This is a genomic window from Burkholderia territorii, assembly GCF_001718335.1.
Taxonomy (GTDB): Bacteria; Pseudomonadota; Gammaproteobacteria; order Burkholderiales; family Burkholderiaceae; genus Burkholderia; species Burkholderia territorii.
Map to the genome: position 1 here is coordinate 428,472 of NZ_CP013367.1, position 14,497 is coordinate 442,968.

The 14,497-nt window shown below is 63.2% G+C and carries 10 protein-coding genes; all 10 read right to left on the minus strand.

Annotated elements, in window-relative coordinates; all coding sequences use genetic code 11:
- Positions 1–23: 23 nt before the first annotated feature.
- Genes tssK through WS51_RS28200 form a run of 10 tightly spaced genes read right to left on the minus strand, consistent with a single transcriptional unit; the run spans position 24 to position 14,467 of the window.
- Complete coding sequence (gene tssK / locus WS51_RS28155) at positions 24–1,385, minus strand: type VI secretion system baseplate subunit TssK (RefSeq protein ID WP_069230157.1); 1,362 nt, start codon at positions 1,383–1,385, stop codon at positions 24–26.
- Positions 1,382–1,939 carry a type VI secretion lipoprotein TssJ gene (locus WS51_RS28160; RefSeq protein WP_069230158.1) on the minus strand — a complete coding sequence of 186 codons (558 nt, stop codon included), beginning with the start codon at positions 1,937–1,939 and terminating at the stop codon, positions 1,382–1,384. The genes tssK and WS51_RS28160 overlap by 4 nt, the downstream gene beginning before the upstream one ends.
- The gene (locus WS51_RS28165) at positions 1,939–2,325 is read right to left on the minus strand and encodes a DUF4150 domain-containing protein (RefSeq protein ID WP_069230367.1); all 387 of its coding nucleotides are present in this window, start codon (positions 2,323–2,325) and stop codon (positions 1,939–1,941) included. The genes WS51_RS28160 and WS51_RS28165 overlap by 1 nt, the downstream gene beginning before the upstream one ends.
- A gap of 29 nt (positions 2,326–2,354) precedes the next feature.
- Positions 2,355–2,957 carry a DUF3540 domain-containing protein gene (locus WS51_RS28170; RefSeq protein WP_081333623.1) on the minus strand — a complete coding sequence of 201 codons (603 nt, stop codon included), beginning with the start codon at positions 2,955–2,957 and terminating at the stop codon, positions 2,355–2,357.
- 2 nt (positions 2,958–2,959) lie between these two features.
- Positions 2,960–4,030 carry a pentapeptide repeat-containing protein gene (locus WS51_RS28175; RefSeq protein WP_069230160.1) on the minus strand — a complete coding sequence of 357 codons (1,071 nt, stop codon included), beginning with the start codon at positions 4,028–4,030 and terminating at the stop codon, positions 2,960–2,962.
- A complete protein-coding gene (locus WS51_RS28180) occupies positions 4,027–6,246 on the minus strand; it encodes a DUF2169 family type VI secretion system accessory protein (RefSeq protein WP_069230368.1) in 2,220 nt (739 codons plus the stop codon). The genes WS51_RS28175 and WS51_RS28180 overlap by 4 nt, the downstream gene beginning before the upstream one ends.
- A 5-nt stretch (positions 6,247–6,251) precedes the next feature.
- Complete coding sequence (locus tag WS51_RS28185) at positions 6,252–8,543, minus strand: type VI secretion system Vgr family protein (protein WP_069230161.1); 2,292 nt, start codon at positions 8,541–8,543, stop codon at positions 6,252–6,254.
- 13 nt (positions 8,544–8,556) lie between these two features.
- The gene (locus WS51_RS28190) at positions 8,557–10,848 is read right to left on the minus strand and encodes a type VI secretion system Vgr family protein (RefSeq protein ID WP_069230162.1); all 2,292 of its coding nucleotides are present in this window, start codon (positions 10,846–10,848) and stop codon (positions 8,557–8,559) included.
- Complete coding sequence (gene tssH, locus WS51_RS28195; RefSeq protein WP_069230163.1) at positions 10,839–13,541, minus strand: type VI secretion system ATPase TssH; 2,703 nt, start codon at positions 13,539–13,541, stop codon at positions 10,839–10,841. The genes WS51_RS28190 and tssH overlap by 10 nt, the downstream gene beginning before the upstream one ends.
- Positions 13,538–14,467, minus strand: a complete 930-nt coding sequence (locus tag WS51_RS28200) for a type VI secretion system baseplate subunit TssG (RefSeq protein ID WP_069230369.1) — start codon at positions 14,465–14,467, stop codon at positions 13,538–13,540. The genes tssH and WS51_RS28200 overlap by 4 nt, the downstream gene beginning before the upstream one ends.
- Positions 14,468–14,497 lie beyond the last annotated feature (30 nt).

Genomic DNA, 14,497 nt, shown 5'->3' on the forward strand with positions numbered 1-14,497 from the left:
TAGGTAGCCCTTCATGTCAGGAATCACGCGACCTTGCCGTCCCTCAATCCCCAGGCTTCGAAGCGCAGGTCCGGGAAGTCGCCGACGATGCGCAGCGCCATCGCCGAGCCAGCCATCGTCTGCGTCCAGAACGGATCGGTTGATTCGACCTCGAAGTACGTGCTTTGGGCGTAAAATGGAATCTGGCGGGGCGGATTGGGCAACGGAATCAGGCGCGCACCCGGCAATTGCAAGTCCACCAGCTTCTGGATCTGCTCGACGGCGCCGAGCTTGGTTTGCTGCGGCAGCAACTGGCGCAGCTTGTCGGCCGGCATCGCGGCCGACACCGCGAACACGAGCTTCTTGAGGTTCCATTGCTTGTCGACGACGCAGATGTGGACCTGATCGCCGCGATCCTCGAAGCGCAGCGGCAGCACCGGAGTCTCGATCACCCGCGCGAGCGCGTGCCGCAACGTCGCCACCAGCGGCTCGAAGCTGCCTTGCAGATCGTCGTGGCGATAGCTGAACTGACGGTTGGCCAGTTCGTCGTCGACGCCGGGCAGCACACTCAGGCGTCCGAGCAAGCCGATCAGTTCGCGATACAGCATCGCGGGCGGCAGCGGATCGATAGCGTCAAGATGGGCGAGCCGCATGCGGTACTCGGCGATCGCCTGCCGTAGCAGTAGCTCGATCAGATCCGCGATGCCGCCGCCCGCAGACAACACCCGTTGCCCGGACGTATGCGCGAGCCGCACCCCCAGCGTGCTCTGCAGCTCGTCGATCAGCGAATTCAACACCGCGTTCGCCCGCGTGTCGAGCAGGGGGGGAATAAAGCGAGAGTCGAGCAGCACCGAACGGCTCGCGCTACGCCCCAACACGCGCGCGATCGGCAATGCGACCTCGTCCGAGCGCAGTTGCCCTTTCCAGCAGAGACGTGTCATCAGTTGCCCCGTCTCGATCGTCAGGTTGCGAGGCGTGCCCGGCGCGTCGAGGCCGACGGTCAGGTCAGGGACATCGGTGGCCGCGGCGCGGTAGCGCGACGCGGCCACCGAGTCACCGAACACCATTTCGGGACCGCCGCTGCGCGCGGCCTGGATCGCGAGGCAAGCAACGTCGCCTGCCTGCGCATGCTCGGTCTCGAGCGGCGCGGGTAATGGGTCGTGAGACGCCAGCCAAAACGCTGTGCCATCCTGGAACACGCCACGGGCATGCCGCAGCCCGAGCCGGCCGAGCCCCAGCCCGTCCTGATCGACATCCAACTGCGTGAAACCCCAGCCGTGATTCACGGTCTGCTCGAGCCGCGATGCAACTTGGTGGGAAAGATAGCGCTCCAGCTGCTGAAAATGCTGCGTCTCGATCAGCATGCCGTCGCTCCATGCGACCGGTCCGACTGGCAAACTGCTCATTGCCTGATTCTCCTTGTGTCCGCTCCGCGGCGTCGGGCATTTTTTTCTGTTGCACCATCGGGCGCGTCGACTACGAGAGGCACTGGGCCCGGCAACGACGCGTTGTAGATGCCGCTGCGATCGAGCCACACCGCGAGATGGATCACTCCGCCTCCCTCGATGCGCACGCGCAGCGGCGCGTATTGGGCTGGCCGCTGCGCGTAATCGGCATCCGTGACGAGCCAGATCTCGCCACTGCGTGGCACCTCGACCCAGAATTGCAAGACTTGGTTTGGCGCGATCACGTGACGCGACACGGTCACCACCGTGCCATCCTGGTCCCGGCCTGAACACGACGAATCGCCGCTCATCATCGGCACCCAGTCGGCTGAGCGCACGATGTACACGCACGACTGGACCGGACGCGGCTCGCCGCTCGCGCCGACGTTCAGGCGACTGCCACCGATCAGAGTCACGTGAAGCTGGCGTGGCTCGACCGACCTCGACGAAAACAGCGAACAGCCGGACAGCGCACAAAACGCGAAGGCTGCGGCTAATGATGTGATGACCTTCATTAGCGAAGTATCAATACGATTGTTTGCGACGGCACGACGGTCGTGCCGATCGTGTTGTGGTTGTTCGGCGCATTGGAATCCGTCAAGCGCGTCTGCCCCGCCCCCTGAATGATGACAAGCGTCGAGAACGTCACGTTGATCGAAAGCGCGGCCACGGTGCCCGACGCGACACCGCCCATCGAACCCGGTTCGTCGGAGTGCGTAATAGGTATGATCGTCAATGCATTGTGAACACATCCACCGCAATACACGATGGTCGTCACATTCGTGCACGCCCCGGTCTTGTACGCAAAATTTGGATAGGGAATCGGAATGGCTAGCGGCGGAGTCTTACAAACATCCGCCGGTGCTATCGCCATTCCTGCTGCAGAACAATCGCCGAACATAAAAAACTCCTCCTCGCACGTAGCGGGGTTCAACCCATATGAATCTGGCCGGCGTCGATCTTGAGCAGCGACTCCGACCTCAAGGCTGCGCTTTTGGCATTCAGTCCGATGTGCCGCTCGGTATGGATGAAGGTGTTTCCCGCATGGGTGACATCTGTACCGCCGACATGCGCGTGACGTTCCGCCGCCGCCTGCGTGATCACATTCGCCCGGCTTTCGAAATTGACGGCCTCGAGATTCAGTCGGTCACTCGCCCGCACATAGATGTCGCGCGCCTGCAACCGCACACTATTCTGACCAAAATCGAGCACTACACCGGACGTCTTGTCGCTGCGTTCGAGGATTGCCATGACCCAGCATCCGACCGGCGTCCGATAAATCTGAACCAGATCGCCGCACCGAGGCTTGACGACGCAGCTGACCGCCACATGAGCAAGTACCGGGTCATTGGACTCCGTGACAACCCACCAGGCGCCTTCCGTTGCCGCCGCGCCGATGCGGCCCATCATCAGGCGTCCGTCGAGCGTCGCCGCGTCAGGTCGCTTGAGCAACATGGCCATCGGTTCGGACGATCCATCGTCACTGCCGTACGTGGACGTCGCGGAGGTGCGATTTGATTGCAAAACCGTCATTGTTAGACTCCTCTGGCACCCGGTTGGGTGCGTTGCCGCCACAGACGATCGTCCTCGTCCGCCGCTTCATCGAAAAGGGACCCACGGGTATCCGAAGCAAGCCACGCACGCCTCGGTTGACCGATCAATAGCCCGCTGCGACAGTCGGCGCCAATCAGGCCGACGTCTTCCAGTACGGCACCGCGTGCATCCAGTCCGAATAGTTCGGCACCCGACAGTTGCACCCGTACCAGCCGTGCGTGGCGAAGTCCGATGCGCGGCGCACGCAGCCCTCGAAGATCGCTATCGGCCACCGTTGCATGATCGAAAATGGCCTGCGTCAGCTCGACATTCCGCACCGCCAGATGGCTCACCCGAGCGCGGTCGAAGCTCGCAATCGGCAACCGGCTCGCGATGATCTCTCCGTGCTCCCACGTGGAGTTCGACCATGCTGCCTGTTTCAATTCGCAGGAATGTATCGTCATCCCGTCGACCCGCGAATTGAGCCAGCGCACGTTGCTCCCTAAACATTCCGTGACTGACCATCTGCTGCAATCGCTCGTGCCGACAATGAAGTTCGCCAGCTCCACGCCCCGGACACTCGCGTCGCTCATCCGGGCACTGATCCAGGATGCGTCCGACCATTGGCCGCCGCTCAGCGCGACGTTTGTCAGTTCACACTCGACGAACGACACGTGAGTCGCGCGAACCCTGTCGAAGCGACAGCCCGAGCCGATCGTCTCCGCGAAGTTCGTGTCCTTCACCACACAGTTCGCCCACGCTGAATCACGGATTTCCCCGCCGATCAGGCACATTCCCGTCAGGACGCAGTCGAACCATCCCGCTGCGCGAACAGTGCAGCCTTCGAGGATCAGGTTGCCGAGATGGCAGGATTCGAAGCGGTTTTGATCGAACCTGCAATTCACGAAGCGCAAATCGGCAAGCCGGCAATCAGACCACGTCAGGTGATCGAAATGACAGTCTTCATAGATCGCGCCGGACAATTCGATCCCGCGATGAGACGTTGTGTAATGCCGTCCCTTGATCACCTGAGGAAGTGCCGGCGCGGAGACCGGCTGAAACGGGGCCGTCATTGCACTCTCCTCGGAAAATCCAGCCGGCCGGCATTCAGATTTCCGCGCCATTTATCTGTTTCCCGCAGATGCGCCCACGACGTGCGCGCACGGATCAGGTTGCAGTCCTTCATCCGGGTATCGCGCATGTCCGCGCCATACATCGTCGCCTCCCTCAGCGAGCATCGGTCGAACGTCGTAGCGACCAGATTCGCATGGGCCATGCTCGCGCCATCAAGCAACGCGCACGTCCAGCTTGATTGCTCCGCTTGAAGATTCTGGGCACTGAGCTGAAGAAACGAGCAATGCTCGACGACGACACCGTGCGCGCGAAGATCATGAAAATTGGACGTCTTGAATACGCAATCGCTCATGCGAGCGCGCTCGATCGACGTACCGTACGACAGCACCGCCATCGACAGCGTGCTGCGTTGCCAAGCGCTACCAGACAAATCACTCGACAGTACGCTCGGCTTCGCGAGCGAGCATTGCAGAACCGCCAGATCCACCATCTTGCAGTCGACAAGACTCAGGTCGTCGGCCGCAACGCGTTCCCACGTCCAGTGCCGCGCCTCAACGCCGTTCCACGTAACGCCTTCCCAGGCCACATCGCGCACGTTGCCGTGCAGGCCTCCACCCCCGTGGACAGATACCATTGCCCATCGTCCGCCAGTTGCAGCGAGATCATCGAGCCCGCTGTCCTCGATATTGAACCGCTCGAGCGTCACATCGTTCCACGAATGGCGCTGCATCCGACTGCGCACGAAGGCGCCGCCTTGCCAAACGCAATCTTCCATTTTTGCATCAGAATACGAACAATCAACGATATTGGAATTGATGAATTGACAGTTCCTCCATACGCTGCGATCGAGCTTGCAGCGTTCGAGCCGAACCTCTTCGAAGTGCCACCCGACGAACTCCAAGGCGGTAAGATCCGCGTCTCGGACGATGGCCTGCTTGAGTTCCGCATGTCGAGCCGCACTGAAATGCCGCCGCCAATCGCGACCGTCCGACGGCGCGACCGGCAATGCTGATCGATGCGCACTCTTTTGAAACGCCTGAAGTCGCTGGAAGCCTTCCCATGCTGCGGCGAGATCCAGCCGTTGCCGTTCGAGCCGCGCGGCGGCTTCTGCTCGACTGCGAGGAAGCGGCGCAAATCGAGGATGGTCATCGGCCTCCAGGATCACCTCCCACGCCCAGCCCCTGCCGACATCCGGCATCAGCACGTGATCGCACAAGTGCGTCGGATCTGCATCGGTGCGGTCCGCGCGCCGCGCGGCAAACGCCATCAGCGCGTCGACATCGACGCGTTCTTCTGCGCCTTTTAATGCGGTCACCAGCATCGACGGATCGGCGTCGAGAATATAGTCAAGCGTAGTCGCGCCGTTCCACCACATCACCCCAATGCCCCGGTCGGGTAGGAACCAAATGGTCTGCTGCTTGAGCGTCAGTTGCTCGACGCCCGGCCGATTCTTGCGTGTCATCAGCGCTACGGCCGACAAACGGGGTAAAGCGTTGACGTAACCATTACCGTCGGCGCCGAACCCGCAGAGCTCAAAGCGAGCGCCTGATGACCAGCAGTCGTGGCGGGACCACTGGTCCGGGGCGGCTTGCTGAAACCAGCGCAAGTCCGTGCTCGCCGGCCAACCGATGTGCGTTCCGTCCCGCTCGAGCGCCTCAAGCGAGCCTGAACGGTCGGGCATCCATTTGCGACGCTCCGGCCAGTCGGTCGCGAGCGCACCCATTGCCGCGAGTGGTTCCGGCCCGACGCCGAACGCACGTACACGCTGCAATGGCGCAGTGGCAGCCTTGATCCCGAATGGATTTTCATTGCCGCCGCCCGCCACGGCTTGTGACGGATCGATCACCAACCGTGCCAGCAAACCGGATTCCATGCTGTTTTCTACCGGTGCCCGACATGAAACGGTTTTGCGTACCCCATCCAGTTCGACCCACGCAGCCCAATCGACGGGCCGACCAACCGAACCGGCTGAAGCGCGATGCACCGATCGGCCGACGAGCAACCACTCCGCATGGCGCTTCGGCATCCCGAATTCAGCGAGCGGAACCGATTGTGTGACTTCCTTGAGCGCCTCCCATACGGCGGTCTCGTGAACGAGGACAGCGGGATCGCTGAGCCTGAAACCGACCCCCATGCTGATGCCGAGCATCGGCCGCGAACCGATCTGGGTACGTGTCGTCGAGACGAGCGTCGCCTGAGACTTGATATGGTGTATTGACATCAACTTTTTATCTGCATACCGAGTTTCTTGAGATCGATCCCGGTATCCGAATATTCAGCACCGGTATACGCATACTTGAAACCCTTTTGATTAATCTTGCTGCCGGTGATCGAGACGTTTGATCCGGTGCTGGACAACTTGCTTCCGGTGCTCGACATGTCCATTCCGGTGACGCTTGTCGCAGCCCCTTTTATCGAGGTCGACACACCTGTCATATCAGTCGACGTTCCGGTATTCGAGAGTTTTGTACCGGTGATGCTGGTCGACGTGCCGGTCACCGACGTGCTCGTCCCGGTCATGCCCGTCGACGTGCCGGTGTATGACAGCGACACGCCTTTCATGCTCTGCGACTGCCCCGTCGCCGACGTACTGACATCCGTCAACGACGACGAGATACCCGTCATGCTGTTCGAGACGCCGGTCACCGAATTGCTCGATCCCGTCAGGCTGGTCGACATCCCCGTGAACGACGTGGATACGCCCTTGAAACCGGTGCTCACGCCGGTGAACGACGTACTGGTTCCGGTGAAGCCTGTCGATACCCCCACAAACGACGTCGAGACACCCGTAAAGCCTGTACTGACGCCGGTAAACGATGTGCTGAGCCCGGTGAACGATGACGACACTCCGGTGAAGCCCACCGACAAACCCGTGTACGACACCGAGATGCCCTTGTAGCTGACCGAGATCCCGGTCACCGATGTCGATGTGCCTTTGACGGAGACATTCTTGTCCTGGCCAACCGATGTCGAGCTGTTGCGCTCGACGGTTTGCTGCATGTCCCGCTCGGCGTGGAGCATCACCCGTTCGGCGCCATGCTGATCGTCGAACGTAATCTGACTCGCGTTCTGCGGCTGGCCCGCCTGCTTGATCGAACGCGACACCAGTCCCGTGTAGCGGACGTCCTTGGGCAGATCGTACGGCGTCGGATTCTCGCCGTTGTAGACAATCCCCGTCACCAGCGGCCGGTCGAGATCGCCGTCCACATAGGTCACCAGCACCTCCTGCCCGACCCGCGGCATCGCCAGCACGCCCCAACCCTTGCCCGCCCACGCCTGCGACACGCGGATCCAGCACGACGCGTCCGCTTCCACCGTCTTGTAGCGGTCCCAGTGGAAATGCACCTTGATCCGCCCCAACCGGTCGGTGTACACCTCCGACACCTGTGGCCCCACCACCGTCGCGCTCTGGATACCCGGTACCTCTGGACGCCTCGTCACGAGCAGCGGCCGGTACGGCTGGTCGTCGGCCAGCGCGCGGAACTTCACCCCAACGTTGCGCCCTTGCGACGTGCTGTCCGGGCCGTCCTGGATAAACGTCAGCTCGCTGCCGATCACGTAGTAGCGCCGATTGCGCGTGACCGCTGGGTAGCCCGCCAGCGTGAACGCCTGCCCCGTCGCGATGCCACGTGCGTTCGCCTCGCCGACCAGCACATGCGCATCGGCCTGGAACGCCTCCAGCCTCAACCGTGCAAGACGCTCCCCGTTCTGCTCGTCCTGGTAGCCTGCCGCATAGTCGTAGTACTCCAGCTGTACGCCCGACAACGCCGGCTCCGGCGGCGTCTGCGCATCGCTGTCCAGACGGTTCGACGGCACCAAGTAGTTGAAGTCCCGCAGCGCGACGTTGTTCGAGCGCACCCTGCGCGTGCGCTGCAACCGCTGTATCCCCTCGCGTCCCTGGATCGCCCGCGCCTCCTCGCCATCCGGCAAGTACCGAAGCTGTCCGTACGGAAACGGTAGATCGTCGAAGCGCTGCGTGTCGGACAGTACCACCACGTGCCGGTCCGCCTCGTGCTCGACCCAGAAGTAGATTCCTTCGTCTTCGAGCAAGCGCTTGACAAAGTTCAGGTCGCTTTCCTGGAACTGCACGCAGTATTCGCGCGACTCGTATGCGCCTTCCAGCTCGAAGCGGTAATCAGTGCGCTGATGCCCCTGAAAGACCTGCTCGACGATCTGCGGCACTGTCAGGTTTTGGAAAATCCGGCTGTTCTGGTTTTCTTCCAGAAACGACAGCCAGCTTCCCAGGTCCAGCGTGTACGTGTACTGCCCGCTCAACTGCCCGGTGTCGAAACCACCGAACACATAGGCACTGAAAGTCCGCACCGCTCCGTTGCCCAGGTCGATGTCGGCCAACAGCGGCGTGCCCAGCAGGGCGTCCAGGTCCAGCTCCGGATCGCGACTCAGCACGTCGAGACGATACGACGGCTCCTGCGAGAAGTTCTCGTGAACCGTCAACGCGAGCGCGACACTGCTCGGGTCCAGCACGTCGCTGCGCAATTCGATCAGACGCATGCAGGCTCCCTCATCAGTTTTTCACCTGCATGCCGAGTTTCTTCAGGTCCACACCGGTGTCCGAGTAACTGGCGCCCGTGTACGAATAGCTGAAGCCCGTGGTCGATACATCGCTCCCCGTGTTCGAAACACTCGAACCCGTCATGCTCACCGAGCTGCCCGTCGTCGACATGCTTGCCCCCGTCACGCTCGTCGAAGTGCCGGTCGTCGACATCGATACACCCGTGATGCTGGTCGACGTTCCTGTATTCGAGATTGACGTACCGGTGATGCTGGTCGACGTGCCGGTCACCGACGTGCTCGTCCCGGTCATGCCCGTCGACGTGCCGGTGTATGACAGCGACACGCCTGTCATGCTCTGCGACTGCCCCGTCGCCGACGTACTGACATCCGTCAACGACGACGAGATACCCGTCATGCTGTTCGAGACGCCGGTCACCGAATTGCTCGATCCCGTCAGGCTGGTCGACATCCCCGTGAACGACGTGGATACGCCCGTGAAACCGGTGCTCACGCCGGTGAACGACGTACTGGTTCCGGTGAAGCCTGTCGATACCCCCACAAACGACGTCGAGACACCCGTAAAGCCTGTACTGACGCCGGTAAACGATGTGCTGAGCCCGGTGAACGATGACGACACTCCGGTGAAGCCCACCGACAAACCCGTGTACGACACCGAGATACCCGTGTAGCTGACCGAGATCCCGGTCACCGATGTCGATGTGCCTTTGACGGAGACATTCTTGTCCTGGCCAATCGATGTCGAGCTGTTGCGCTCGACGGTTTGCTGCATGTCCCGCTCGGCGTGGAGCATCACCCGTTCGGCGCCATGCTGATCGTCGAACGTAATCTGACTCGCGTTCTGCGGCTGGCCCGCCTGCTTGATCGAACGCGACACCAGTCCCGTGTAGCGGACGTCCTTGGGCAGATCGTACGGCGTCGGATTCTCGCCGTTGTAGACAATCCCCGTCACCAGCGGCCGGTCGAGATCGCCGTCCACATAGGTCACCAGCACCTCCTGCCCGACCCGCGGCATCGCCAGCACGCCCCAACCCTTGCCCGCCCACGCCTGCGACACGCGGATCCAGCACGACGCGTCCGCTTCCACCGTCTTGTAGCGGTCCCAGTGGAAATGCACCTTGATCCGCCCCAACCGGTCGGTGTACACCTCCGACACCTGTGGCCCCACCACCGTCGCGCTCTGGATACCCGGTACCTCTGGACGCCTCGTCACGAGCAGCGGCCGGTACGGCTGGTCGTCGGCCAGCGCGCGGAACTTCACCCCAACGTTGCGCCCTTGCGACGTGCTGTCCGGGCCGTCCTGGATAAACGTCAGCTCGCTGCCGATCACGTAGTAGCGCCGATTGCGCGTGACCGCTGGGTAGCCCGCCAGCGTGAACGCCTGCCCCGTCGCGATGCCACGTGCGTTCGCCTCGCCGACCAGCACATGCGCATCGGCCTGGAACGCCTCCAGCCTCAACCGTGCAAGACGCTCCCCGTTCTGCTCGTCCTGGTAGCCTGCCGCATAGTCGTAGTACTCCAGCTGTACGCCCGACAACGCCGGCTCCGGCGGCGTCTGCGCATCGCTGTCCAGACGGTTCGACGGCACCAAGTAGTTGAAGTCCCGCAGCGCGACGTTGTTCGAGCGCACCCTGCGCGTGCGCTGCAACCGCTGTATCCCCTCGCGTCCCTGGATCGCCCGCGCCTCCTCGCCATCCGGCAAGTACCGAAGCTGTCCGTACGGAAACGGTAGATCGTCGAAGCGCTGCGTGTCGGACAGTACCACCACGTGCCGGTCCGCCTCGTGCTCGACCCAGAAGTAGATTCCTTCGTCTTCGAGCAAGCGCTTGACAAAGTTCAGGTCGCTTTCCTGGAACTGCACGCAGTATTCGCGCGACTCGTATGCGCCTTCCAGCTCGAAGCGGTAATCAGTGCGCTGATGCCCCTGAAAGACCTGCTCGACGATCTGCGGCACTGTCAGGTTTTGGAAAATCCGGCTGTTCTGGTTTTCTTCCAGAAACGACAGCCAGCTTCCCAGGTCCAGCGTGTACGTGTACTGCCCGCTCAACTGCCCGGTGTCGAAACCACCGAACACATAGGCACTGAAAGTCCGCACCGCTCCGTTGCCCAGGTCGATGTCGGCCAACAGCGGCGTGCCCAGCAGGGCGTCCAGGTCCAGCTCCGGATCGCGACTCAGCACGTCGAGACGATACGACGGCTCCTGCGAGAAGTTCTCGTGAACCGTCAACGCGAGCGCGACACTGCTCGGGTCCAGCACGTCGCTGCGCAATTCGATCAGACGCATGCAGGCTCTCCTTCCGATCCGGCATCGATCGACGCATCGCGGTCGCGCGATTCCGCGCTGTCATCGGTCGCGACCGGCTCAGCCACACCCGGCACCGCCACGGCGTCCTCCTGCGTGTCCTCGTCATCTTCGAACGCGAGCGACAATCTATCGGTTGCCGACAGCCGCACCGTTCGTAGCGTGCGACTTTCCGCGCGGGCGGCCAGCACGCCGCGCGCGACAGTGGGCATCACGTACTGACGCAGCATGTCACGCACCGCTCGTCCGTTTGCCGGGTGCTGCGCGACCGCCTGCGCGATCCAGCCCGCGACATCGTCGTCGACTTGCCAACCGAGGCCGGTTTGCGCAAGCCGCTCGCCAATCTCATCGAGCGCCTGATGCGCGATGCCCGTCAGCGCGTCGAGATCGAGCGGCCGGAACACGACGACCTGAATCCGCGCCAGCAGCGCCGCGGAAAAGCGCCCTTGCAGCCGCTCGCGTACCAGCGCCTCGAGCTTCGCCTGCGACACCTCCGGATCAGCCTTGCACGACGCCTCGATCTCCGCATCGCCGAGATTGGTGGTCAGCAGGATCAAACTGTTGCGGAAGCTGATGCGGCGCCCGTCGCCGTCCTCCATCCAACCCTGGTCGAACACTTGATAGAAAACTTCGTGCACGTCCCGATGCGCGCGATCGAACTCGTCGAGCAACAGCACGCTGTATGGTTTCTTCCGGATCGCCTCGGTCAAGCGCCCCCCTTTGCCGTAGCCGACATAACCGGGAGGCGCGCCCTTAAGCGTTGATACTGTATGGGCTTCCTGAAATTCGTTCATGTTGAACTGCACGAGATTGCGGTCCCCGCCGAACAGCAGTTCCGCGAGCTTCGCGGCCGCCTGGCTCTTTCCCGTGCCTGTCGGCCCCGCGAGCAACATCACACCGAGCGGCCGTTGTGGATCGCCAAGACCGGAATGCGATACGTGCAGCGCGTGGGCGATCGAGCGCAGGCCGCCTGCCTGACCATGGATGCACTCTCCAAGCAAGCGCTCGAGATCCACGACCCGTTGCGCCTCGTCTTCCGCGAGCTGAGTGACCGGCACGCCTGTCCATTCCGCCAGCACTTCGGCGATCACGTGCTCGTCAACCCACGGCCGCACCCGGCGATCGGCGCTGATGCGCGCTGCCATCGCCCCGTCACCGTCCACGTCCGCCGCCGACGTCTCACGCATCCGGGCGAGCCAAGCGTTCACTTCCTCGCGCTGCGTCTCGACGACGCCTTCGAGCGTGCGAGCCTGCCGCGCGAGACTGTCGCGCCGCGCCTCCAGATCCGCTTCGTCACCCGGCGTCGGCACCCCCATCCGACGGTCGTTGGCACGCCAGCTGAGGGTCTGCCCGATCGCGAACGCCTGCTGCGCGAGCCGCTCCAGTTCGGCCGGCGCGCAGCTCTGGCTCATCGCAACCCGCGCACACGCCGTGTCCAGCAGGCTGATCGCCTTGTCCGGCAGTTGACGTGCCGGCAGGTAACGGCGCGACAGCGCGACGGCGCTGCGCAGCGCCGCATCGACGATGTGGACGCCATGGTGCTCCGCGAAGCGCGGCGCGATCGTGCGCAACATATCGACGGCGACGGTGTCGCCCGGTTCCTCGACAGGCACCGCCTGAAAGCGCCGGACGAGCGCGGCGTCCGGCTCGATGTACTGCTTATATTCGGACCAGGTGGTCGCCGCGACCATCCGCAATTGGCCCCGAGCGAGCATCGGCTTGATCAGGTTCGCGGCATCGCCAGTTCCGGCCGCGCCTCCGGCGCCGACCAGAGTATGCGTCTCGTCGCAGAACAGGATCACCGGATGAGGCGCGGCCAGCACTGCATCCATTACGGCCTTGAGCCGCTGCTCGAATTCTCCGCGTACGCCCGCGCCCGCCTGTAGACGCGCCAAATCCAGCGCCCACACCTGCGCACCCAGCAGCCCGGGCGGCACCGCGCCCGCGTGAATCTTCTGTGCCAGCGCCTCGACCACGGCCGTCTTGCCCACGCCCGCCTCGCCGACCAGGATCGGGTTGTTCTGGCGCCGTCGCGACAGGATGTCGATCACGGTCCGCAATTCGTCGTCTCGACCCACGACCGGGTCCAACTCGCCGCGTGCCGCCTGATCCGTCAGGCAGGTCGCCCATTTCGCCAGAGCATCGCCTGACGGCGCCCCGTCGGCACGCAGCTCGTCGTCGCGTTGCGACGGACTCTCGGTCGACTCGGGCCAACCCGAAGCCAGTTCCTCGTAGCGCTTCGCGATCTCGTCGATCGTCGCGGACGCGATGCCTTGCGCAATACGCTGCTGAAGCCAGCGGCGCGTGACATCATCATCCATCCACGCGAGCAGCAAATGGCCGGAGCGCACCTTGCCCGACGGTACGGCGACCTGGCTCCAGATAACGGCCGGGCCGACGCTACGCTCGAGCGATGCAGAAATGTCCTGCAGCGACTCGCCGCCCGCGGCGAACGTATCGAGCGCCTTCTCCAGCCGCCGCTTCACTTCGCCGACGTCGTGCCCCCATTCGGCGAGCAGCTTCACGAGATCGCTCTGATCGCGCTGCAGCAAGCACAGCGCCCAGTGATCGAGATCGATGAAGGTGTGACGCCGCGACCGGCCCAGCGCCGCGGCGTCGACAAGGGCCGCATAGGTGGTGCGGCCGAGACAGTTGAAGATACGTTCGCGATTCACGTCGAGTCCCGCAAAGATTCGTAGATGGTTAGAGTGCGCAACGCGTCATTCGGTCGAGACCATGCATCTACGCCGATTCGCATGCGTCCAACTTTCCCGGCCAGTTCTGGGCGCGTGCGCACCTGAACCTTGATGACCGGGTCAATCATCCCGTCGACGAAATCCGTCGCGACTGCGCATACCGCCATTGCAGCCGCCGAGCGACGTTGCCAACGGTAAAACTCGTCGGCCTCGATGGGGCCGATGACGATCTCCATCGAGTGCTGGACGTCCCAGATTCGTGTGCCGAGCCGCCATGCTCCGAGCCGGCGGCCGCCGCTACACACTGGCGGCACGGAAATCCAGCGCCCGTGGCGCGGCGTGACCCGAAGCGGCACGCGAAAGTAGCGGGCCAGCATCCGCTGCAGGTCAGCCAGCGAGCGGCGCGGCGCGCAATAGATGCCCGGGAACGCGCGCCGGCATACCTGCGCGTGGCGCGTCGCCACGTCGTCGCCTGCCGGAGCATTCGCGTTCGCCAGTGCGGTAACCCGCTCGACGAACGCATTGCGCGCGCGCTCGTAGCCGAGCACAGGGTGCATTGACGACCACGCCAGGTAATGCAGCCACGCTAGGTCGCCACAAGCGACGTTGACGAAGCGCTCGAATGCCGCGTTGCGCTCGAAGCGCTTCTCCTGCATCGCATGCTCGGTCACATGCAGCGGCAGCGGACCATACGGCGCGAACAACCCGAAATGTCGCTGGACGATGTTGACCCGCGGGTAATCGTCCGTCTCGACAAGACGGGTTTGTTCGATCCGCACGCTCGCCACTTCCGTGCTCGCGAAATGCATCTCGGCCGACTGCTCGATACGCAGCCACGGCGGACTGCGCTTCGTGCGCCGCACCGCCCCCCCTCGTTCGCGCTCCAGCACCTCGACACGGCGCATCAGCTCGAAGAAGGTGCGGTTCGGCGTGAG

What these genes read in the sequence shown, in the direction of transcription:
- tssK (WP_069230157.1), bottom strand. Translation starts at nt 1,385, where the DNA reads ATGAGCAGTTTGCCAGTCGGACCGGTCGCATGGAGCGACGGCATGCTG.
- WS51_RS28160 (WP_069230158.1), bottom strand. Translation starts at nt 1,939, where the DNA reads ATGAAGGTCATCACATCATTAGCCGCAGCCTTCGCGTTTTGTGCGCTG.
- WS51_RS28165 (WP_069230367.1), bottom strand. Translation starts at nt 2,325, where the DNA reads ATGTTCGGCGATTGTTCTGCAGCAGGAATGGCGATAGCACCGGCGGAT.
- WS51_RS28170 (WP_081333623.1), bottom strand. Translation starts at nt 2,957, where the DNA reads ATGACGGTTTTGCAATCAAATCGCACCTCCGCGACGTCCACGTACGGC.
- WS51_RS28175 (WP_069230160.1), bottom strand. Translation starts at nt 4,030, where the DNA reads ATGACGGCCCCGTTTCAGCCGGTCTCCGCGCCGGCACTTCCTCAGGTG.
- WS51_RS28185 (WP_069230161.1), bottom strand. Translation starts at nt 8,543, where the DNA reads ATGCGTCTGATCGAATTGCGCAGCGACGTGCTGGACCCGAGCAGTGTC.
- WS51_RS28190 (WP_069230162.1), bottom strand. Translation starts at nt 10,848, where the DNA reads ATGCGTCTGATCGAATTGCGCAGCGACGTGCTGGACCCGAGCAGTGTC.
- WS51_RS28200 (WP_069230369.1), bottom strand. Translation starts at nt 14,467, where the DNA reads ATGCGCCGTGTCGAGGTGCTGGAGCGCGAACGAGGGGGGGCGGTGCGG.